The organism is Hymenobacter humi, assembly GCF_042665855.1.
GTDB classification, from domain to species: Bacteria; Bacteroidota; Bacteroidia; order Cytophagales; family Hymenobacteraceae; genus Hymenobacter; species Hymenobacter humi.
Genome location: NZ_JBHTEK010000001.1, coordinates 1,132,001 through 1,153,511, shown reverse-complemented (window position 1 = coordinate 1,153,511; position 21,511 = coordinate 1,132,001). Strand labels below are relative to the sequence as shown.

Sequence of the window (21,511 nt, the reverse complement as noted above, 5' to 3'; positions counted from 1 at the left end):
AAATTCCCGGTGCCCAGCCGCTTCATGGCCCAGGCCAACACCGCCCTCACGCACTGCCTGGAGAAGTCGTCGTTCATCACGTCCTCGCTCTATATCATTGACTACGAGCAGGGCGGCTTCGTGTTTGCCCGCGCCGGGCACTGCCACACGCTGTACTACCACGCCCTGCGCGAGGAGGTGTTCTACTTCGAATCGACGGGCCTCGGCCTGGGCATTATTCGGAACGAAACCTACGAGAAGCACATCAAAAACCAGTTCTACGATTACAGCCCCGGCGACGTGATGGTGATTTACACCGACGGCATCGTGGAGGCCCGCGGCGGCAACGGCACCGACGAGTACGGCGAAGACCGGCTCAAGCAGCGGCTGGAAGAGAGCTACTACCATAACGCCGAGGAGATTAAGGCCTTTATTTTAAAAGACCTGAACGCCTTTACCCACGGCCACCCCATCCACGACGACCAGACCCTGCTCGTCATTAAATTCAAGTCGGCTCAACCCCTGCCATTGGCCTGACGTATCGACACCACTATGAAAGTTACCGCTCAACCCTCCGCCGATACCCTCACCCTCCTGCTGGACGGTGAACTGGACGCTAGCTCCGCCATTGTACTTGATACTGAGCTGGCTAAGCCCGACATCCTCGACTACCGCAAGGTGCTCATCGATTGCGCCAAGCTCAGCTATATTTCTTCGGCTGGCCTGGGCGTGTTCATCTCGCACCTGCAGCGCTTCCAGGATGCCAACGTGAAGCTCGTGTTTTTCAACATGCAGGAAAAAGTATTTAACGTATTTGAAATCCTGGGCCTCGACGCGCTGATGACCATCGTTCCGAGCGCCACCGAAGCCGAAGCCGCTTAAAAAAGGGTTGAAGGTTGAAGGTTGAGCTAACCAGGATTTCATCGTCCTTCCTCTTGCTCGGCACATTCACTCAACATTCAAAACGCAACATTCAAAACCTTCGAAGTGAAGTCCAGACTCCGCATTGCCTGTTCACGCAGCCACCTCCAGCAGGTGCGTGACTTCGTGCGGAACTACTTGAGCAGCCTCAACCTGCCCGATATCACCGTAAACCAGGTGGTGCTGGCCGTGGACGAGGTGGTGGCCAATTTCATCATCCATGCCAACGGTGAGGACGAAACCCAGTTCCTGGACCTCGAGCTTACCTTCGACAAGCACGACCTGAACGTGGAAATTGCCGACCACGGCGACACCATTTTCCTGCCCGAGCCCCACCAAAGCCCCGACCTGCGCGCCTACATCCGCCAGGGGCGCAAGGGCGGCATGGGCATGGCCCTGGTGAACCGGCTGATGGACCGGGTGGAGTTTTTACCCGCGGCAACCATACGGTGTGCCACCTGAGCAAGCACCTGGCGTAGCGCAGGCTGCTCCGCATTGCGTCGATGCCTTCCGGACGTTCCTGCTTTATTGGCAGAAGCCCCGCCGCCTGAATTGCAGGCGGCGGGGCTTCTGCTTTACGTAGTATAGGAATCTTTCTTTGTTTAAAACCGGTTTAGGCGCAAAAGCGGCGCTTGTTTTCCGGATTTGGGGCCGCAACTTGGTGCGGTCCGTTACCTTCGGAAAATAGTTAATTTCGCATCGGTAATTTTATGCCCGTGCGGCTGGCTTCTTCTAGCTGGTCGCCATCGTCTCTTCTTTTTTATATGCACAAACGCATTCTGTACGGCGGCGCGGCCGCTGTTACCCTGCTGGCTGGCTGCCAGGCTTCCAAAACGGCTACCTCGGGCTCTGTGGCTGCTACCGCCACGGGCCCGGCCGTCGAAATGCTGGGCACGTACCCGGTGCCGGCCAACGAGTTTGCCTACGTGTACCGCAAGAACAACGCCTCGGCGCCCGACTACGGCACCCGCCAGAGCGTGACCGACTACCTGGACCTGTACACCAACTTCCGGCTCAAGGTGCTGGAAGCCGAGCAGCGGGGCCTCGATACCACGCAGGCCTTCAAGCGCGAACTGGAGGGCTACCGCCAGCAGCTCTCGCAGCCCTACCTGACGGAGAAAAGCGTGACCGACCAGCTGGTGCGCGAAGCCTACGACCGCATGAGCCAGGAGGTGAACGCCTCGCACATCCTCGTGCGCGTGGCGCCCGATGCCACCCCGCAGGACACACTGGCGGCCTACCAGAAGATTCAAAGCATCCGCGAGAAAGCGGCGGGCGGGGCCGACTTTGCCCAACTGGCCAGCCAGCTGAGCGAAGACCCTTCGGCCCGGGAAAACGCGGGTAAGTTGGGCTACTTCACGGCCATGCAGATGGTGTACCCGTTCGAGTCGGCCGCCTACACCACGCCCGTGGGGCAGGTATCGGCGCCCATCCGCACGCGCTTCGGCTACCACCTCATCAAGGTCAACGACCGGCGCGCGGCCCAGGGTGAAATCAAGGTGGCCCACCTCATGATTCGGATGAACGCCAACGCGCCCAAGTCCGATTCGCTCACCGCCAAGAAGAAGGTAGACGAGCTGTACAACCGCCTGAAGAAAGGCGAAAACTGGGACAAGCTCGTGGCTCAATTTTCGGAAGATGCCGGCTCGGCGGCCAACGGGGCGAACTGCCGCCCTTCGGCACCGGCCGCATGATTCCCTCCTTTGAGGAAGTGGCCTTCAAGCTGCAAAAGCCCGGCGACATCGCCGCGCCCGTGCAGACGCCCTACGGCTGGCACATCATCAAGCTGATTGAAAAACAGCCCATTCCCAAATTTGCCGACCTGGAAGCCACGCTGAAAAGCAAGGTATCCAAGGACTCCCGCTCGGAGCTCAACAAAGCCGCCTTCCTGAAGCGCGTGCGCAAGGAAGACCAGTTTGTGGAAATTCCGGCTGCGAAAGCCTACGCCTTCAGCAAAGCCGATACGGCCCTGGTGGCCGGCCGCTTCAAGTACGCTGCGCCTACCACGGTGGCTAAGGCCGGCAAAGGTGCCGCCAACGACAACTCGGCGCTGTTTACCATCATGGGCAAGCCCTACGCGGTGAAGGATTTCCTCACGTTTGCGCAGCAGAACCAGCGCCCGCGCACCGGCGCCCAGCCTTCGTTTGCCATGCAGCAGCTCTACGACCAGTACGTGGAGCAGTCCCTGACCGAGTTCGAGAAAAACAGCCTCGAAAACAAGTACGAAGACTACCGCATGCTCGTGAAAGAGTACCGCGACGGCATCCTGCTCTTCCAATTGATGGACGAGAAAGTGTGGAGCAAGGCCATTGAAGACACCGTAGGCCTGAAGAAGTACTTCGCCGCCAACCAGGCCAAGTACCAGTGGGACCAGCGCGTGCAGGCCACCGTAATTAGCGCCGCGACGCCGGCCTTGCGAACCGAGGTTAGCTCGTATTTTATCAAACCGACCTCAACGACCCGGCGCACGGCACAAGGAATAGTCTCCACTGGAACAGCTCGGAGCATCTTGCCTAAAACGCAAGGAGTCCCGGCTTCCCTGAGTTTCAAGCCCGGCACGGCCACACTCACCCCCGCCAGCACGGAGTCGTTGAACAGGCTTGCCAGTCTGATGCGTTCGGATACGACTTTGTTTGTCATGTTTAGCGGGCAAACAACTGCCACGACAACAGCTGGCCTGGCGGGGCAGCGTATTACCCGCATTCAGTCCTATTTGTTGGGTAAAGGGGCAAAGGCGAACCTTATTGGGACGAACGTCATGGCTGGCAACCGCGCAGGCAAAGCAATGGCGAACGTTGTGCTGGTAAGGGCCTTTACCAGCGACCCGGTTGCCATTGAGCAGCGCTTCAACGCCAAAAACCCGCTGGCGGTACAAATCAGCCAGAAGCTGTTTCAGAAAGGCGATAACAAGGTGGTGGATGAGTTGACGAGCAAAGGCCCGGGCACCTACAAGGTCGAAAAAGATGGCCGCTACTACACCGTAACCATCGACAAGATTCTGCCCGCCGGCCCCAAGACGCTGGCCGAGGCCCGCGGCCAGGCCACCTCCGACTACCAGACGTATCTGGAAAAGGAGTGGATAAACGAGCTGCGCACCGCCCGCCCCGTGAAGGTGAACGAGGCCGAAGTCAACAAGCTCATCACCAAATAAGCAATGAAGAAGGAGGAATGAAGGAGGAATGAAGGATGAGGAATTGTTCGCCCACAATTCCTCATTCCTCATTCCTCATTCCTCCTTCTTCATTGACGGCTTCTGCAACCTTCCGGGCCGCGCTCCTTGTTTTTGTCTGCCAACGGATTTATCGTGAAATTTGTGAGCTCGTTCGCGCGTTGTGCGAGAACGGCTCAAGCCCCGGCCCTTGTCCGATGGGCTTTATATACCTACTCTATGCTTGTTAAAGTGAATCGCGCTGCGGCGTTGGCCCTGCTTACGTTGCTGCTGTTCCTGGGCTTTGCGCCCGCTTCCCACGCCCAGTTGGGCATCACCCGGCCCAAAGGCCAGCAGCTGCTGGACGGCATTGTGGTGAAGGTCGATAACCAGATTGTGCTGCAGTCCGACGTCGAGAACATTTATGCCCAGGAAGTAGCCCGCGCCGAAGGCAAGCCGCTGCCTCCGGACTTCAAGTGCAAAATCCTGCAAAGCCTGGTGCTCAACAAGCTGATGCTGGCGCGTGCCGAAGTCGACTCGGTGACGGTGGAGGACAAGCAGGTGAACAGCGAGGTAGACCGCCGCATGGCCTACTTCGTGCAGCAAATCGGTTCTGAAAAGCGCCTCGAAGAGCAGTACAACAAACCCATCAAGACGCTGAAAGACGACCTGCGCCCCCAGGTTAAAGACCAGCTCACGCAGCAGAAAATGCAGGAAACCATCACCGGCAAGGTGACCGTGACTCCGCGCGAAGTAGCTCAATATTTCAGCCGGGTGCCCAAGGACAGCCTGCCCTACTTCAGCACCGAGGTGGAAGTGGGTCAGATTATAATTCCAGCTCAGGTAAACGAGAAAGCCAAGCAGGCCGCCCTGGCCAAGCTCAACGACCTGCGGGGCCAGATTCAGGGCGGGGCCGACTTCGCCACCCTGGCCAAGAAGTATTCCGAAGACCCGGGCTCGGCCAAAGAAGGCGGCTACCTCGGCTTTTTCGGGCGCGGCGAGCTGGTACCGGAGTACGAAGCGGCTGCGAGGAAGCTGGAGCCGGGCCAGATGTCGCCAGTGGTGCAGTCGCAATTTGGCTTTCACCTCATCCAGCTCATTGAGCGCAAGGGCAACACGTACTCCACGCGCCACATTCTGCTCAAGCCCGAAACCGGCTCGGCCGATGCGGGCGAGGCTGCCAAAACCCTGACCAAGCTGCGCCGCCAAATCCTGTCGGACAGCATCAGCTTTGCCAAAGCAGCCAAGGAATTCTCTTCCGATAAAATCACCGGCGGCAACGGCGGCCTGCTCCAGAACCGTCAGGACGGCGGCACCCGCCTGCCCCTCGACAAGCTCGACCCGGCTGTGTTCTTCACCATCGACACCATGAAGGTGGGCCGCATCACTCCGCCCCTGCCCTACCGCACCGACGACGGCAAGGACGCCATGCGCATTCTGTGGCTGAAATCGAACACCCCGCCCCACCAGGCCAACATGCAGGAAGACTACCAGAAGATTGCCGCCGCCGCCCTCAACGAGAAGCGCAACAAAGCGCTCGACGAGTGGTTTCTGCAGAACCGTGGCACGGTATACCTGGAAATTGCCCCGGAATACGCCCAGTGCAAGGTGCTGGACGTGGCAACCAAATAGTTGTTGTCAGTGCTCGGGGCCGGTTGTTAGTTTGTGCTCACGGCGGCACTTCGAGTCGCTTGCACTACCCCTGACAACCCCAAACTGACAACAACCCGCTCATGATGAACGACAAAGAAGCCGCCGACGCCCTGGCCGCCTCCTTCCAGAAGCTGCGCCAGGAAATTGGCAAGGTCATCGTGGGCCAGGACGAAGTGGTGCGGCTGGTGCTTACCGCTGTGTTTTCGCAGGGCCACAGCCTGCTCGTGGGCGTGCCCGGGCTGGCCAAAACCCTGCTGATTCAAACCATTGCCGACTCGTTGGACTTGTCGTTCAACCGCATCCAGTTCACGCCCGACCTGATGCCGTCCGATATCGTGGGCTCGGAAACCATGAACCAGCAGCGGGACTTCCACTTTGTGAAGGGCCCCGTGTTTGCCAACATCATTCTGGCCGACGAAATCAACCGCACGCCGCCCAAAACGCAGGCCGCCCTGCTCGAGGCCATGCAGGAATACGCCGTGACGGTGGCCGGGCAGCGCTACCCATTGGCACGCCCGTTCTTCGTACTGGCCACCCAAAACCCCATCGAGCAGGAAGGTACCTACCCCTTGCCCGAAGCCCAGCTTGACCGGTTCATGTTCAATATTGAGCTAGGCTACCCGAGCTACGCCGAGGAGCTGAACATCGTCAAGAAAACCACTTCGGACCACAAGCCCACCGTGAACAAGGTGCTGCACGCGGCCGATATTCAGGCGTTTCAGGAGCTGGTGCGCCGCGTGCCCGTGGCCGACAACGTGGTGGAATACGCCGTGAGCCTCGTGCACAAAACCCGCCCCAGCACCGAGCGCGCCGCCCCCGCGCCACCCAGCTGCTGGAGTGGGGAGCAGGGCCTCGTGCCTCGCAGCACCTCATTGTGGGGGCCAAGTGCAACGCCCTGCTCAACGGCAAGTACTCGCCCGATATCGAGGACGTGCGCGCCGTGGCCGTGCCCATTCTGCGCCACCGCCTGGTGCGCAACTTCAAGGCCGAAGCCGAAGGCATCAACGTGGAGCAGATTGTCAAAGAGTTACTTTAATTAATGAGGAATGAGGAATGAGGAATGAAGAATTGGCTCAACTTAGCCGTTCCGTAATTCTTCATTCCTCATTCTTCATTCTTCATTAAATCAAGAATGGAAGCCCAAGCCTACTACCAGCAATTTGAGCGCAACGTGCGCATTATTCTCGACGCCCTGGCCGCCGGCCTCGACCTGCGCACTACCGCCCTCGCAACCAGCCTGCCCATCGAGGTGTACGTGCTGTGCGAGGTGCTGAACCAAGGCGCAGGTGAGGACTTCGTGCTCACGACGACCGGCGTGGCGCGGCTGGCCGAGTTTCAGCAGCAGTTTATGAAGCACGAGGGCCAGACGCTGGCCGCCATGGAGCGCGTGCTGGCCGACAAGCGCGGCACCATGCGCACCCCCGAAGGCCGCGTGCTGGCCAAGGAAATGCTCATCCGCCGCCTGGAGTTTTTCAACGAAGCCGCCCGGCAGGTGAACGTGATGCGCACGCAGCAGGCCCTGGGTAGCCCCAGCCAGTACGAAGGCGTCAACAAATAGCAGGTCCCAGAACTGCTTTTACGAAAAGGCCGCCCTGTGTTACAGAGGCGGCTTTTTTATTCGTGAGTACCAAGCTGTGGCCGGACAGCCAATCCAAACGCCGGCCTGGCTTGTTATTCTTATTCCTTTCGCCGAGCGTTACGCCCGGGCTTTATCCTTGCTGCGAATTCATGCTGCCTCGCACTCCGCTGCTCACGCCTCGCCTTTGCCTGCGCCCCTACGAGCCGACCGACGCGCCCGAATTCTTCGCCCTGCTCAACGGCGACCGCGCCCGCTTTAACGCCTCCTTTCCCGACCGCCTCCAGGCCGTGCAGGCACCCGCCGATGCCACCACGGCCCTGGCTGCCTTTGCCGACGACTGGAGCACGGGCCGCTTCTACGTGTTTGGCATGTGGCACCGCGTATCGGCCATTTACCTCGGCGATATCTGCATCATGCCACAACACAAGGGCCAGGCCGAAATCGGCTACTACCTGGCGGCCGGCGCCGAAGGCCAGGGCTACGCCCGCGAGGCGCTGGCAGCAGTCGTACGCTTTGGCTTTGAAGCCTTGGGCAGCCAACGCCTGCTCATTCGCTGCTATACCGACAACGCCAAGGGGCAGGCCGTGGCGCGGGCCGCCGGCTTCGTGCCCGAACTTCAGCCCAAGCGTCCGCTGTGGTTTCGCAACTCCGACGAGTTGGGCAACATCCGCCGCTTTGTGTTGGCGCGGCCCCAGGCAGTGGAGTAAGCGACTGGGGTTTCGGGCGGTGCTTTAAGAGCGTATCCGCACAAGCTCAGCATGACGGCCTGTTTGGATAGGCTCTAAGGTAAACCGCTCTAGAATGTCTTACTGCCCCACACGAATGTCTTACTGCCCCACACGCCCGCGCTTGCCTACGTTGCCGAGCAGCCATTCCTGTCGGAAATTCAGGTACATCGAAAAGGAGTAGTCCAGCAGCCGGGCATTGAGGTCGAACAGTGGCTCAACCCGGGCCGTGAGCGCGGCCGCGTCGGAGATGCGGAAGTCGCGCAGCAGCCGCAGCATCACAAACTTGCGCTTTGGGTCCAGAAAGTCCGGGTTCGAGACCGTGCGCGAGGCGCTCTGGTACAGGTCGCCTCCGAGTGGGGAGATGAAGCGCGAGCCCTGCCAGTAGCTCACCATCACATCAACGTAGCGGGTTTCGAGGGTGCCGTTCAGGTACAGGCCCCGGCCGTTCCTGAAGGGATACTGGCCCTTGGTGAAGGAATAGTCCTGAAAGCCAAGGACGTATCCGTTGAACCGCACGGCCTGCACGTCCGGCCCGGCCAGGCTGTACCGCGCTTCCAGCCCCAGGGCCTCGTTAAAGACGGTTTTGAGGGGCCGGTCCAGGGTATCAATCTGGCCGCCGTTGTGGATGGCCGTGAACTGAAACGGAATGGCCACGTGCCAGCGGCTGCCATCGGGGCTGACGCGGTAGCTGCTGGTCAAGCCCCCGGCCACTTCTTCCTGAAAGTTGCTGTAGCGGTACTGCTGGCGCTGCCAGTCCACCCACTGGTCTACCTGCAGCCGGGTGCCGTTGTAGCGGACCTGGATGCCTTCCTCCAGCGGATTCAGCATCACCCGCTCGAAGTTGAACATTGGCTCAATGTAATTGTGGTGGAGGTGCGCCCGAATGTTGCCCAGTATTATCTGCTGCTTGCCGGTGGTCCAGGTGGCGCGAAACGTGGGGCGCACCTGCCGCAGCGCCGGGGTGCCAAAGTCTTTCCACAGAAACACGCCGGCTTCCAGACGCAGGTCTTTGATGGGATAATAGACAAGCTGCGGGTTGAGCTGAGTGCCGTAAAGCGTGTAGCCCTCGATAATCTTGTTGAAGTACTCGTTGTCTTTGAAGAAGGTGAAGGCCTGGAGCGAAACCCTGACGTCGCCCTTTTCGAATGTATGGGCTTGTCTACCCTCTGCTTTTTCTATATCTGTAGAATCAACTATTGCTGACGTTGCCACCTCCGCTGGCCGTGTCAAGCTGTCCCGCAGAACTCCGGGCTCCGGCCTCGTAAACGCGCGATTATCCAATTGCGCCCGCGCTTGTCCCACTGTAATTAGCACAACGCCAAGGCCAACTAAAATTTTTAGATAATTCACCATATATTTCCGCTTCCAACGGCACGAAATCAACAAGTGCTGTGTTAGAAAAAGCCGCCGCAAAAGGGTCTATTTCGGTTTCTGCCGAGGATTAGTTTTATTCGATTGCGACCCGGTCAAAACCGTTAACTTTACCAAACGTAATCCCTTTTTCATAAACACCCCCTCATGGCACTAGCTACCAAAATGGCCCCGAAAGCCGAAAAAGTCGAAAAGGCTGAAAAAGGCGATATGAACGTCGCAGCCGAAAAAATGAAAGCCCTTCAGCTCACGCTGGATAAGCTGGACAAAGCCTACGGCAAAGGCACCGTGATGAAGCTCAGCGACAACAAAGTTGGCGACATCCCGAGCATCAGCACCGGGTCGCTCTCGCTTGACATTGCCCTGGGCATTGGCGGCGTGCCCCGTGGCCGCGTGATTGAAATCTACGGCCCGGAATCGTCGGGTAAGACGACCCTGACCATGCACATGATTGCCGAAGCGCAGAAGAAAGGCGGCATGGCCGCGTTCATCGACGCCGAGCATGCCTTCGACAAATCCTACGCCGAGAAACTCGGCATCGACACCAGCAACCTGCTCATTGCCCAGCCCGACAACGGCGAGCAGGCCCTCGAAATCGCCGACCAGCTGATTTCCTCGGGTGCTATCGACATCATCGTTATTGACTCCGTGGCCGCCCTCGTGCCGAAAGGCGAACTCGAAGGCGACATGGGCGACTCAAAAGTGGGCCTGCACGCCCGCCTCATGAGCCAGGCCCTGCGCAAGCTCACCGGCACCATCAACAAGACCGGCTGCTGCTGCGTGTTTATCAACCAGGCTGCGTGAGAAAATCGGCGTGATGTTCGGCTCGCCCGAAACCACCACCGGTGGTAACGCCCTGAAATTCTACGCTTCGGTGCGCCTCGACATCCGTCGTATCGGCCAAATCAAGGAAGACAAGGACAACGTGACCGGCAACCGCACCAAGGTGAAGGTGGTGAAGAACAAAGTAGCGCCGCCCTTCAAGGTGGTCGAGTTCGACATCATCTACGGCCAGGGTATTTCGAAAGTCGGTGAGATTGTGGACCTTGGCGTCGACATGGGCATCATCGGCAAGTCGGGCTCGTGGTTCAACTACGGCGAGACCAAGATTGGCCAGGGCCGCGAAGCCGTGAAAACCCTGCTGCTCGACAACCCCGAGCCTGGCGTTGGAAATCGAAACCAAAATCCGCACCATGGCCAAGGGCGACGAGGACGTTATCCCCGTGGACCTGACCATCGTTGAGGACGGCGAAGACACGCTGTAAGCGAGCTGAAGCTGAACAATAAAAAGCCCGAGGCAATCCGCTTCGGGCTTTTTTACGTCCTATATTTGGGTAACTCCTAGGCTGGCACTCCGTTTGTCTAAGCCCGGTTTAGTTTCTATTCTTTTCCTGGTTATGCACCGCCGCTGGCTCTCCTTACTTGCCCCTGTTTTTGTATTGATGTTGGCGGGCGCTCAAATGGCCCTGGGCCCGGGCGATGCCGTTCGGCACATACCGCAGTCCAGCTTTGGGCGCGGCGAGGTCATCCGGTACACCGTTCACTACGGCCTCATCAACGGCGGCGAGGCCACCGTGGAAACCGCCGGCAGCCTGGAGCGCGTGAACGACCGGCCTTGCTACAAAGCCACCGTGAGCGGCCGCACCACGGGCTCGTTCGACTATTTCCTGCGCATCCGCGACCAGTGGCGGGCCTACATCGACACCACCAGCATACTGCCCGTGCGCTCGCACCGCGACATTGCGGAGAAGAACTACCGCAAAAAGGAAACCGTGAACTACGACCACATTCACGACCTGGCCGAGGTGCAGGACCACAGCAAAGACAAGCCCAAGCGCAGCACCATCAAAATCGCCAACAACACCCTCGAGCCTGGTGAGCGGCTTCTACTACCTGCGCACCTTCAACTTTGACCGCATGCGGGTAGGCGAAATCATCAAAGTACCGGGCTACCTCGACGGCGACAACTTCATGCTGGAGGTGGTGTATAAAGGCCGCGAAATTGTGGAAACCAAAGCCGGCGATATTCGCGCCTTCAAGCTGGTGCCCAAAATGCCCAACAACAAGCTGTTTCGGGGCGAAAACGCCATCTCCGTCTACCTCTCCGACGACCGCAACAAGATTCCGGTGCTGTTCCAGGCCGAGATGTTTGTGGGCACCGTGAAGGTGGACATGGTGAAGTACCAGGGCCTCAAGTCGCGGCTCAACATCGTGAATTAGCTCAATTAAGCGCTGCCAGAGCACAAACGCCTAATCAGGCTGCGGTCCTGTTCTCATCGCTAATCGATAAATAAGCAAAAGCCCCGGCTCAGAATTGAGCCGGGGCTTTTGCTTTGCCAGGACTTTGCAGCTTGGCTCTGCCGCCACAGGCCCAGGTCACATAAACGTAACATAGCCAGGGCCCAAGAAGCGGTACTTTTGCACCCAGAACGTCCTGCTTCACCTAAGCCCTTAACCGCCGTGACTGCTCCTAAATCGCCCGTGTACAAGATTCTGGTGGTCGATGACGACCCGGACATTGTTGAGCTGCTGGAGTTCAACCTGAAGAAGGAAGGCTACCAGACCGCCTCGGCCAGCGACGGCCGCAAAGCCCTGGAGGTCGCCGCCGAGTTCCTGCCCGACATCATCCTGCTCGACGTGATGATGCCCAACCTCGACGGCATTGCGGCCTGCCGCCTGCTGCGCGAGCAGCCCAAGTTTAAGGATACCTACATCCTGTTTCTCACGGCCCGGGCCGAAGAATTCTCCGAAGTGGCTGCCTTCGAAGCCGGTGCCGACGACTTCATTGCCAAGCCCATCAAGCCCCGGGCCCTGCTTGGCCGCCTGGCCGCCGTCCGGCGCCGCGAGCAAGACCCCCACGCCGCCGTCGACGCCATCGACATCAACGGGCTTCGCATCGACCGCACTGGGTTTGCCGTGTACCAGGAGGGCCGCAAAATCACGCTTCCCAAGAAGGAATTTGAGCTGCTGGCTTTCCTGGCCGCCTCGCCCCACAAGGTGTTCAGCCGCGAAGAGCTGCTCAAGAACATCTGGGGCAACGACGTCTTTGTGCTGGCCCGCACCGTGGACGTGCACGTGCGCAAAGTGCGCGAAAAAGTGGGCGAGCACCACATTCAGACCATTAAGGGCGTGGGCTACAAGTTCAACGCGGATTGAAGAAGGGTTGAGTTTTGAATGTCGAATGTTGAGTTTTGGAAAATTATTGAGACTGGCTCCCTGCCGAATCAGATTCACAACTCATTCCAAGCTCTGCGAATGACCCCTGGCCATTCAAAACTCAACCTTCAACACTCAATACTCCAGCAATGAACCTCTCTTCGCGCACCATTGCCATCCTCATAGCGCTGCTGGTGGCGGGCGTGCTCACGACCTACGCCCGATTGGTGCCCACCCTGGAATTTCGGGAAGCCTTTTTGGCGGCGGGCATCACGGTGGCGGCCTGCTTTCTACTGGTCTATCTGTCGTTCGAAGCGCTGATTTTTCGGGAAATCAACGGCATCTACGCGGGTCTGGAACACATCAAGCGCAAGGAGTTCAAGCGGCTCAGCAACAAGTTCTTGTTTCGTCCAGAGCCGGTGAAGCGCGTGCGCGACGAAATCCTGCTCATGGCCGAGCGCCGGCAGCAGGAGCTCGACGAGTTGGTGCGGCTGCAGGCCCTGCGCCGCGAGTTTCTGGCCGACGTGTCGCACGAATTGAAGACGCCGCTTTTCGCGGCCCAGGGCTTCGTGCACACCATTCTCGACGACGAGGACAATGAAATTGACCCGGCTACCCGCCGCAAATTCCTGAGCAAAGCCGCCGCCAGCCTCGACACGCTCGACGCGCTGGTGCAGGACCTGGTCACCATCGCCCAGGCTCGAAAAAGGCGTGGTGCGCATGCGCCGCCAGCGCTTCGACATCGTGACCTTGGTTTGGGAAATCTTTGAGTTGCTGGAGCAGCAGGCGGCCCAACGCGGCACGGCCCTGCAGCTGTTTCCACCCGTGCTGCCCGAAGCCGGCATTCAGGTCGTAGCCGACCGCAACCGCATTCGCCAGGTGCTGGTGAATTTGATTGACAACGCCATCAAGTACGGCCGCGACCACGGCCGGGTGGTGGTGGCGCTGGTGGAAAGCGGCCGTTCGGTGCGCATTTCCGTGCGCGACGACGGTGCCGGCATTGCCCCCGAGCACCAGGGCCGCATTTTCGAGCGCTTCTACCGCATCGACAAAAGTCGCTCGCGCGAATCGGGCGGGTCGGGCCTGGGCCTGGCCATCAGCAAGCACATTGTGGAAGCCCACAAGTCCACTATTCGTGTCAAGAGCACCGTGGGCGAAGGCACCACGCTGGAATTTAAGTTGAGCAAGCCCAAAAGCGGCCGAGTGGAAACGAAGGGGTAGGCGAACGTCCGGCGGAGGGAGCCGTACCTTTGGGACTCCTTATGAAGCTTCCCGATTTTTCCGACCTCGTTATTTTTGAGAACGACGATTACCTCGTCGTCAACAAGCCGCCGTTTTTGGCCACGCTCGACGAGCGGGTGGGCGGCGCCCCCAACATGCTGCGCCTGGCGCGTCAACACTACGACGACATTCAGGCGGCCCACCGGCTTGACCGCGAAACCAGCGGCGCGCTGGCGTTTGCCAAAACTCCCGAAGCCTACCGCCACCTGGCCATGCAGTTTGAGAACCGCGAGGTTAAAAAGCAGTACCACGCCGTGGTGTGGGGCACCCCGCAGTTCGACAACCAAGTGGTAGAACGCAGCATCGAAAACACGACGCGCGGCAAGGCCCGGCTCGCCTACAAAGGCAAAGCGGCCGAAACGCACTTCACCACGCTCGAAAATTTCACCCGCCACTCACTTATCCTCTGTGAGCCCATCACGGGCCGGATGCACCAGATCCGCCTGCACCTGATGTACCTGCAGGCGCCCATCGTGGGCGACACGCTGTATGGCGGGGAAGATTTTTCCTCTCATCCCTGAAGAAGAAGTTCAACATGAAGGCCGGCGAGGAAGAGCAGCCCTTCATCAAGCGCTTTGCTTTGCACGCCATGCGACTGCAGTTTACTGGCCTCCAAGGCGAGGAAATATCCGTGGAGGCGCCTTACCCGAAGGACTTCCGGGTGCTGGTGGAAGCCTTGCGGCAGAACCAATAGCTCAACTTTAGCGCACCCGCTCGAACACTATTATGCGGGTGGTGTCGCGCTCGGGCCGTTGCGGATGGCGCGGCAATGAATCCTGCCACATCTGCCGGAAGCGGGAATCGGCGCGGACTTTATCTAAATACACGTGGCCCTCTACGGGCGTGTACCAGTCGTCCCACACCAGGAGCCCGCCCACGGGCAGTGAGATTAGCTGCCCGTCTTGGTTCAGGGCGACGGCGGGGTGGGTTTTGGGGTCAAAGAAGTTGTTGCGCGTCGCCACGGCCACGTAGGGAAACTCGTACGCCAAGGGCCGCGAGGCCGGGCCGTAGGTCTTGCGTATCCAGGCCGCGGCGTTTTCCACCACTTGCTGGTCGGGTGGCCGGGTGAAGTCGTGCTGCCAGGGAAAGTCGCTGCCTGGCTCAACGGCCGGAAACAAGACCACCGCCGCTGCAATGGCGATGCGGATACGCCAGCGCGCTGCCAGCGTCTGGCCCATCTGCGATACGCCGGTGAGACCGTTGAGCGCCACCACGGCAAAGAGCGGCGCCGTGACGGTGAGCACCCGCGTCAGGCCAAAGGAATTGAACAGCCCTTTGGCCCAGAAGATGGTGTGGGCGCCGACAAACACCACGATGCTTCCATAAATCAGTAGCAACTCGGCGCGAAAAAGCGGGGCTTGGCGCCGCTCGGGCTGCAGGCAGTCGTAGAGCATGCGTGCGCCGCCAATCAGGGCCAGGCCCCAAAATATCCGGCCCAATAGGAAGGGCAGATGAATCCAGAAATGGTCCCAGTCGCCGTGCCCGTACACCGACACCGTCTTGTAGGGGTTGTGCCCGAATACCCAGCCGGGCTCCCCCAGCACCACCGCCCCTACCGCACTAAATACGACGTACCCCAACAGCAGCAGCGGCAGGAAACGCCATTTCCGCTCCCAAACGAGGTACACCGCCCAAATGCCAATCAGCATAAACCCTTCCGAACGCACGAAGGGCAACAGGGAAATGAGCGCGGCCGACCAGCCGGGCCGGTTGGTAACGGCCAGCGCCACCGCGCCCACCAGCACCAGCCCAAACAGCGGCTCGGTCAGGCCCGAATACTGAATGTAGAAGTAATCGGGAGCGGCATAGGCAAAGACGATGGCCAGTTCCGGGGCGGGCAGGCGCAGCGCCCGGGCCACGACAAACGCGCACCACGCCGACAGGGCCACCACCCCGCACTGAAACAGCTTCATGCCGATGAACCCAGCCTGTGCCGGCCCGGAGGACAACAGCGTAAACAACGGCTTAGCCCAAGAATCGAGGTAATTCATGGGGTACCGAAAGGCATCGCGCGCAAACAGGAAATGCTTGATGCTGTCGCCCGAATCGTAGGTGCTCTCCGTGAGGAAGGCCACCACTACTGATAAGCCCAGCAAACCGGCCAGCAGCCAGCGGGCGCGACGGTCGGAAGCGGTAGAATCAGGAATGAGAGCCGATGAATCCATAAGGGACGAATGGCCCAAAAGTACGCCTGGACTGCTTGGGCCGCTACAAAGCAGCGATATAAGCTGGCTCAACTTAAGGTGCTGAGAGAAAAACTACTCGTCCATGCTTGGCTATTTCCCCATAAATCAGTACCTTTGTGTCCGTTTTTCCCGAAGCCGTAGGGGCTTCGAACTCTTATTCAATAGTTTAGCATACCTTTTTTCGACTCATGGACCACCTGAGCTTCAAGACGACCCACGTCAATAAGGCCAACGCCCAGAAGAGCTGGGTTATCGTAGACGCCAGCGTAGCCCCGCTGGGCCGCGTTTGCTCGCAGATTGCCAACATTCTGCGTGGCAAGCACAAGCCTTCGTTTACCCCCAACTCGGACTGCGGCGACAACGTCATCGTTCTCAACGCCGACAAGCTGCGCGTAACGGGCAAGAAAATGACCGAGAAGGTCTACATCACGCACTCGGGCTACCCCGGTGGCCAGAAGCGTCGCACCGTGCGCGAGCAGATGGACCGCGACTCGCGTCGTGTCATCGAGCACGCTGTAAAAGGCATGCTGCAGGGCAACAAGCTGGGTTCGGCTCAGTACCGCAACTTGTACGTGTACGCCGGCACCGAGCATCCCCACGAGGCGCAGCAGCCCGTAGCTATCGAACTCAAAAACCTGTAAGCCACGACGGCTTACGTTCTTTAATTTTCCACTAAATGGCAATTACCAACACCTCTGGTAGAAGAAAAACCTCGGTGGCCCGCATCTACATGCAGGCCGGGCAAGGGAATATCACTATCAATGACCGGGACATGAAGTCGTATTTCAGCAACGAGTTGCTGGAAAACGTCGTGAACCAACCCCTGGCAATCCTCGAGCAAGTCGGCCAGTACGACATCAAGGTGAACGTGCGCGGCGGCGGCATTTCGGCTCAGGCCGAAGCCATCCGTTTGGCTATCACCAAGGCTCTGGTGAGCGACAACGAGGAGACTCGTCCCGCTCTCAAGAAGGAAGGCTTCCTGACCCGCGACCCGCGCATGGTGGAACGCAAGAAATTCGGCAAGCGCAAGGCTCGTCGCTCGTTCCAGTTCTCGAAACGCTAAACCAGGAGGAAATATATCATGGCTCAGACGACTTATAAGGACCTGCTCGACGCAGGTGCCCATTTTGGTCACCTCACCCGCAAGTGGGACCCCAAAATGGCGCCGTACATCTTCATGGAGAAGAACGGCATCCACATTATTGACCTCAACAAAACGCTGGTTTCGCTCGACTACGCAGCCCAGGCTATTCGCAACATCGCGAAGAGCGGCCGCAAGGTGATGTTCGTAGCCACGAAGAAGCAGGCGCAGGAAATCGTTACGACGGAAGCCGAGCGTTTGAAAATGCCTTTCGTGACCGACCGGTGGTTGGGCGGCATGCTCACCAACTTCGCTACGGTTCGCAAGAGCCTGAAGAAGATGGCCACCATCGACAAGATGGTGAAAGAGAACACGGCCTATGCCGCTCTCGCTAAGCGTGAGAAGCTGATGATGTCGCGTGAGCGCGCCAAGCTCGACCGCGTACTCGGTGGTATCGCCGACCTCGGCCGTCTCCCCGCTGCGCTGTTTGTAGTAGACGTGAAGCGCGAGCACATCGCCGTGAAAGAAGCTCAGAAACTGGGCATCCCGGTGTTTGCTATCTGCGACACGAACTCCAACCCCGAATTGGTACAGTTCCCGATTCCGGCCAACGACGATGCCTCGAAGTCCATTCAGCTCATCGTGAGCGTGATTGGCAAGGCCATCGAAGATGGCCTGTCGGAGCGCAAAGTTGACAAAGAAGACGCCGAGCGCAAGGAAGCCGACGAGGCTGCCATCGCTGAAAAAACGGCTGCTGACGAAGAATAGTCCCTTCTTAGCTCTTTGAAAAAGGGAACCTTCGAGTAGCTAGGCTCCGGAGGTTCCCTTTTTCTTTTCCCTGAATTCCAACCCAACAAAAATTTCTCTAATGGCCGCTATTACCGCCGCAGACGTAAACAAGCTCCGCACCATGACCGGCGCGGGCATGATGGATTGCAAAAAAGCCCTGGTGGAAGCCGACGGCGACTTTGAAGCCGCTCGCGACATTCTCCGCAAGCACGGCCAGAAAATCGCTGACAAGCGCGCCGAAAACGAAACCTCGGAAGGCCTCGTGCTGGTGAGCGTGAGCGAAGACGGCACCCAGGGCAAACTGGTAGCCTTGGCTTGCGAAACCGAATCGGTAGCCAAAGTGGCGAACTTCCGCGAGCTGGCCCAGCAAATTCTGGACACCGCTATTCGCATCGACGCTGGCACGAAAGAGGACATCCTCGCGGCCAAAGCTTCGGACGGACTGACCGTGCAGGAGCACGTGACCGACCTGATGGGCAAAATCGGCGAGAAGCTGGAAGTAACCTACGCTACGCTGACCGCTGAAAAAGTGGCTTCGTACGTACACTCCGACAGCAAGAAAGGCGTACTCGTAGGCCTGAAGAATGTTGGCTCGGCTGACGCTGCTGCCGTGGGCCGCGACGTAGCCATGCAAATTGTGGCCATGAAGCCCATCGCCGTTGACAAAGACGGTGTGGATGCGACCATTGCTGAGCGCGAAATTGAAGTAGGCAAAGAGCAGGCCCGCGCCGAAGGTAAGCCCGAGGCGATGCTTGAGAAAATTGCCCTTGGCAAACTCAATAAGTTCTACAAGGACAACACCCTGCTGAACCAGGAGTTCGTGAAAGACAACTCGATGACCATCGCTCAGCTGCTCGACAGCAAGTCGAAAGGCATGACGGTTTCGGACTTCAAGCGCGTGGCTATCGGCGCTTAATTGCGTTAAGCCATGGAATAAAAAAGCCCGCTGGCATTGCGCCAGCGGGCTTTTTTATTCCATAAAGTCTCTGCCTCCTCCTTGATTAAATATCCGAAGCAGTTGCTCAATAGCGGCAAGTGGAACGTTCTTGGCGAACCCTGAAAATACTATTTTCCTTTTTTCATCATCCCGAAAGACTTCAGCAAGCAGTTTCCGTTCAAGACTCATTCCATGAGGTGCCAACTTCACACTTCTCAATTCACATGCAATTCCGTCACGCGCTGGAATATCAGTTGCCCAAAGAATTTCATACTTGACACCATCTATTTGAAAATCGCTCATTTCAGCTGAAAACTATGGGTGAATTTGCTGCCACGCTCGCACCCGCGTCTTAGCGTTCTCGCGGATGTTCATGTAAAACAGCGCGTAGTCGGCGATGTGGAAGGAGTGACGCAGCTCGGGGCGGCCGGGCAGCAAGAAGCGGGGATAGCCACCGGGCTTGGGCGGGGTTATCCAGAGCAGGCCTTGGTGGATTTGGGCATCGGTCACGTTGGCGTCGATGCGCTTAAAATCCTGGCTGACACCGCCGCGGTTGAGGGCGGCGGGGGCTAGCAGGGTGTCGAGCTTCCAGGTGAGGGGATTGGTGACGGCGAACGGCTGGAAAGGAGGAAAGTCGTTGCTGGTCGCAACGGCATTGTACGTAATGAAGCAGCCAGTTTCGAGAGAATCGGCGCAGGGGCGGATGGTTTGGTACTCGTTGGGCTTCACCTTGAAACCCACGAGGTAGGCGGCCACGAGTGGCGTCGCAGCTTGGGGTCATTGTCGAAAAACTCGTGGAGCAGCCGCGTGGCATGGGCCGTGCCCTGGCTGTGGCCGGCGATGATGATGGGACGGCCTTGGTTGTATTGGGCCAGATAATACTGAAAGGCCGCTTTCACGTCGGCGTAGGCGAGGTCGAGCGCGGCCTGGCCGTTGGGAGTTTGCTCGTCGAAGAAGGAATAAAGCGTGGCCTGGCGGTATCGCGGGGCGTAAATGCGGCCGGCGGCGTTGAAGGCGCTGGCCTGGTGCCGGATGGTGCTACGGTCGGTGAAGCGGTTGAGCCTGGGCTTCGCTAAATCCGCGTTCCAGGAAGCCGGGCGGTAGAACGTGGTCGGGTGAACGAAGAAAACGTCGGCGTTAGCAGCGGCTTGTTCGTCGCGCAGGCCGGAGTTTGGCGGCACGGCATCGGCGGAATCCCGGCGGGTAGGCAGCGCGGCCCAGCAGCTATCCAAGGCATAATTGGGACCCGCGGCGGGGACGTAGGCCACAAAATCATGGCGGGGCTTGAGCAGCTTGATGCAGGAACTTAAGCTGAGCAGAATTAGAAGCAGCGGCAGGCAGAAGGAGCGTATTGAGGATTTTAGCACAGGAATAGATGTTATTTAGCGCGTTGGGCCGAGCGGGTCGACCCATGACGTTACTTTAATTGAAGCTGTTTAGAAAGTTGGCTGCTTCAAGCGGAATCGTCGCGTTGAAATTGGACCGTCATGCCGAGCGCAGCCGAGGCATCTCGCGTGCAGTAGTAACCCAATTGTCTGTCATGCTCATCTGGCGTCCCGAAGGAAGCATCTACTCACGGCTCAATATTTTGTGCTGGCCTGGTAAGATGCTTCCTTCGGGACGCCAGATGAGCATGACAGGCGGCGCGAGCGAGATGCCTCGGCTGCGCTCGGCATGACGGTCCATCAATTAACTAGCAACCGGCCAGCTTTTTAATTCGCGCGGCTGCCCCGATTCGTCATATAACAAGCTCAGGGGCTCAGCGGGTTTCTGGACGATATCGGCCAGGCTGATGTTCCAGCGGTGCCACAGGTCGCCCAGGGCCTGGGTGTAAGCCCCGTTTTCCCAAGGATTGAAAATGGCGCCGGTGACGTCGTCAATCAGGGCATCGAACACCATGGTGGTATCGCCGGGGCGGGGCGTGCGCGGATAGATGTCGGGCACGACGTGCAGCAAGTGGGCGGCGTAGTACACCCGGGCCTTGAACTCGGCAATCTGCACGGGGTGCAGCGGGCGGCTGGCATCCTGGTACACTTTGCCCATGGCTTGCCCAATCAGCCCAATATCGACCAGGCAGGCCACCAGCACGGCTTTATCGAGCTTGATGCTGAAGACGAGGGTATTCAGGTCGTCGTCGTATTCGAAGGGCGTCACGTCTTCGGCGGGGTCGGCTTCGAGCACGAAAACGGAGCCGGGCACGAAATCGGCGTATTCGGTGGGCACGCGCAGGCCCTGCAGCAATTGGTAAAATGCCTGAAATCGGCGAACCAAAGCTGCGTTTTCCGCCAGCGGGTACTTGGGCTTTATCAACGGCTCAAATTCGTTGAGCAGTTCGGTGATGAAGATGCCGTAAAACATCTTGCCCATCCACAGAAACAGGGTGTCGTCGCCGAGGGCGCGCAGGGCATCTGGGCCTTGGGCGGCGGCGGCCGCTACTCGCTGCTCCAGCTCCTGGAGGCGCGGGCGTACGGCCGGGCTGGCGGGCAGGCGCAGGTCTTTTATCTGCACCGTCCGCTGGTCGAGCAGCTGGATGGGGCGGTCGGCAAGGCCGTAGCGGGCTTGGAGCCAGTCGGCAAAAACGGGGATGGTGTCGTCGGGACCCACGGGCTGCCCGCTGAGAAAGCAGGTAGTGGGGCCAAACTGCATGCCGTCGAACGGGTCGTAAGGAATGAGGTCGGCGGGGGTGAGCTGGGGCATAAAAA

General features: G+C 58.9%; 19 protein-coding genes and 5 pseudogenes. 19 read left to right on the top strand and 5 right to left on the bottom strand.

The window, feature by feature from the left end:
• Positions 1–9 precede the first annotated feature (9 nt).
• From ACFQT0_RS06510 to ACFQT0_RS06475, 8 genes and pseudogenes are all read left to right on the top strand, one after another.
• On the top strand, positions 10–516 hold the full coding sequence (locus ACFQT0_RS06510) for a PP2C family protein-serine/threonine phosphatase (RefSeq protein WP_380201371.1): 507 nt from the start codon (positions 10–12) through the stop codon (positions 514–516).
• Positions 517–531: 15 nt separating this feature from the next.
• Positions 532–861, top strand: coding sequence for an STAS domain-containing protein (locus tag ACFQT0_RS06505; RefSeq protein ID WP_380201369.1), 330 nt, complete (start codon positions 532–534; stop codon positions 859–861).
• Positions 862–966: 105 nt separating this feature from the next.
• Complete coding sequence (locus ACFQT0_RS06500; protein ID WP_380201367.1) at positions 967–1,362, top strand: ATP-binding protein; 396 nt, start codon at positions 967–969, stop codon at positions 1,360–1,362.
• Positions 1,363–1,610: 248 nt separating this feature from the next.
• Positions 1,611–4,051: pseudogene (locus ACFQT0_RS06495) on the top strand (peptidylprolyl isomerase).
• Between the two features lie 237 nt (positions 4,052–4,288).
• Positions 4,289–5,680: a peptidylprolyl isomerase gene (locus ACFQT0_RS06490; RefSeq protein ID WP_380201365.1), complete on the top strand. Its 1,392-nt coding sequence runs from the start codon at positions 4,289–4,291 to the stop codon at positions 5,678–5,680.
• Positions 5,681–5,781: 101 nt separating this feature from the next.
• Positions 5,782–6,737 (top strand): annotated as a pseudogene (locus ACFQT0_RS06485) (AAA family ATPase).
• A 96-nt stretch (positions 6,738–6,833) separates the two neighbouring features.
• Positions 6,834–7,259 carry a hypothetical protein gene (locus ACFQT0_RS06480; protein WP_380201363.1) on the top strand — a complete coding sequence of 142 codons (426 nt, stop codon included), beginning with the start codon at positions 6,834–6,836 and terminating at the stop codon, positions 7,257–7,259.
• 170 nt (positions 7,260–7,429) lie between these two features.
• A complete protein-coding gene (locus tag ACFQT0_RS06475) occupies positions 7,430–7,987 on the top strand; it encodes a GNAT family N-acetyltransferase (protein ID WP_380201361.1) in 558 nt (185 codons plus the stop codon).
• A gap of 120 nt (positions 7,988–8,107) precedes the next feature.
• Here the strand turns inward: ACFQT0_RS06475 and ACFQT0_RS06470 are convergent, their stop codons facing one another.
• On the bottom strand, positions 8,108–9,220 hold the full coding sequence (locus ACFQT0_RS06470) for a hypothetical protein (protein WP_380201359.1): 1,113 nt from the start codon (positions 9,218–9,220) through the stop codon (positions 8,108–8,110).
• Positions 9,221–9,589: 369 nt separating this feature from the next.
• Here ACFQT0_RS06470 and recA point away from each other — a divergent pair.
• The 7 genes and pseudogenes from recA to ACFQT0_RS06430 all read left to right on the top strand — a co-directional run bounded on the left by recA (position 9,590) and on the right by ACFQT0_RS06430 (position 14,510).
• Positions 9,590–10,644, top strand: a pseudogene (gene recA / locus ACFQT0_RS06465) (recombinase RecA).
• A gap of 132 nt (positions 10,645–10,776) precedes the next feature.
• Positions 10,777–11,599, top strand: a pseudogene (locus ACFQT0_RS31560) (DUF3108 domain-containing protein).
• 240 nt (positions 11,600–11,839) lie between these two features.
• Entirely contained in the window at positions 11,840–12,535 is a 696-nt protein-coding gene (locus ACFQT0_RS06450; RefSeq protein WP_380201353.1) for a response regulator transcription factor, read from the top strand.
• Positions 12,536–12,684: 149 nt separating this feature from the next.
• A complete protein-coding gene (locus ACFQT0_RS06445; protein WP_380201351.1) occupies positions 12,685–13,305 on the top strand; it encodes a histidine kinase dimerization/phospho-acceptor domain-containing protein in 621 nt (206 codons plus the stop codon).
• Positions 13,256–13,756, top strand: coding sequence for a sensor histidine kinase (locus ACFQT0_RS06440; protein ID WP_380205927.1), 501 nt, complete (start codon positions 13,256–13,258; stop codon positions 13,754–13,756). The genes ACFQT0_RS06445 and ACFQT0_RS06440 overlap by 50 nt, the downstream gene beginning before the upstream one ends.
• A gap of 41 nt (positions 13,757–13,797) precedes the next feature.
• Positions 13,798–14,337 (top strand): RluA family pseudouridine synthase, encoded by a 540-nt coding sequence (locus tag ACFQT0_RS06435; protein ID WP_380201349.1) that lies wholly within the window; start codon positions 13,798–13,800, stop codon positions 14,335–14,337.
• A 14-nt stretch (positions 14,338–14,351) separates the two neighbouring features.
• Positions 14,352–14,510, top strand: coding sequence for a hypothetical protein (locus tag ACFQT0_RS06430; protein ID WP_380201347.1), 159 nt, complete (start codon positions 14,352–14,354; stop codon positions 14,508–14,510).
• 7 nt (positions 14,511–14,517) lie between these two features.
• On the opposite strand, the gene ACFQT0_RS06425 is transcribed toward ACFQT0_RS06430, so the two are convergent.
• Complete coding sequence (locus ACFQT0_RS06425) at positions 14,518–15,981, bottom strand: hypothetical protein (RefSeq protein ID WP_380201345.1); 1,464 nt, start codon at positions 15,979–15,981, stop codon at positions 14,518–14,520.
• Between the two features lie 209 nt (positions 15,982–16,190).
• Between ACFQT0_RS06425 and rplM the strand changes: the two genes are divergently transcribed.
• The 4 genes from rplM to tsf all read left to right on the top strand — a co-directional run bounded on the left by rplM (position 16,191) and on the right by tsf (position 18,788).
• Positions 16,191–16,643 (top strand): 50S ribosomal protein L13, encoded by a 453-nt coding sequence (gene rplM / locus ACFQT0_RS06420; protein WP_092670442.1) that lies wholly within the window; start codon positions 16,191–16,193, stop codon positions 16,641–16,643.
• A gap of 35 nt (positions 16,644–16,678) precedes the next feature.
• The gene (gene rpsI / locus ACFQT0_RS06415; protein WP_046246877.1) at positions 16,679–17,065 is read left to right on the top strand and encodes a 30S ribosomal protein S9; all 387 of its coding nucleotides are present in this window, start codon (positions 16,679–16,681) and stop codon (positions 17,063–17,065) included.
• A gap of 18 nt (positions 17,066–17,083) precedes the next feature.
• Positions 17,084–17,851: a 30S ribosomal protein S2 gene (gene rpsB / locus ACFQT0_RS06410; RefSeq protein WP_380201342.1), complete on the top strand. Its 768-nt coding sequence runs from the start codon at positions 17,084–17,086 to the stop codon at positions 17,849–17,851.
• A gap of 100 nt (positions 17,852–17,951) precedes the next feature.
• A complete protein-coding gene (tsf, locus tag ACFQT0_RS06405) occupies positions 17,952–18,788 on the top strand; it encodes a translation elongation factor Ts (protein WP_380201340.1) in 837 nt (278 codons plus the stop codon).
• A gap of 54 nt (positions 18,789–18,842) precedes the next feature.
• Here the strand turns inward: tsf and ACFQT0_RS06400 are convergent, their stop codons facing one another.
• From ACFQT0_RS06400 to ACFQT0_RS06390, 3 genes and pseudogenes are all read right to left on the bottom strand, one after another.
• A complete protein-coding gene (locus tag ACFQT0_RS06400) occupies positions 18,843–19,112 on the bottom strand; it encodes a hypothetical protein (protein ID WP_380201338.1) in 270 nt (89 codons plus the stop codon).
• A gap of 12 nt (positions 19,113–19,124) precedes the next feature.
• Positions 19,125–19,990 (bottom strand): annotated as a pseudogene (locus ACFQT0_RS06395) (DUF3089 domain-containing protein).
• A gap of 508 nt (positions 19,991–20,498) precedes the next feature.
• On the bottom strand, positions 20,499–21,506 hold the full coding sequence (locus ACFQT0_RS06390; RefSeq protein WP_380201336.1) for a hypothetical protein: 1,008 nt from the start codon (positions 21,504–21,506) through the stop codon (positions 20,499–20,501).
• Between the last annotated feature and the right edge of the window lie 5 nt (positions 21,507–21,511).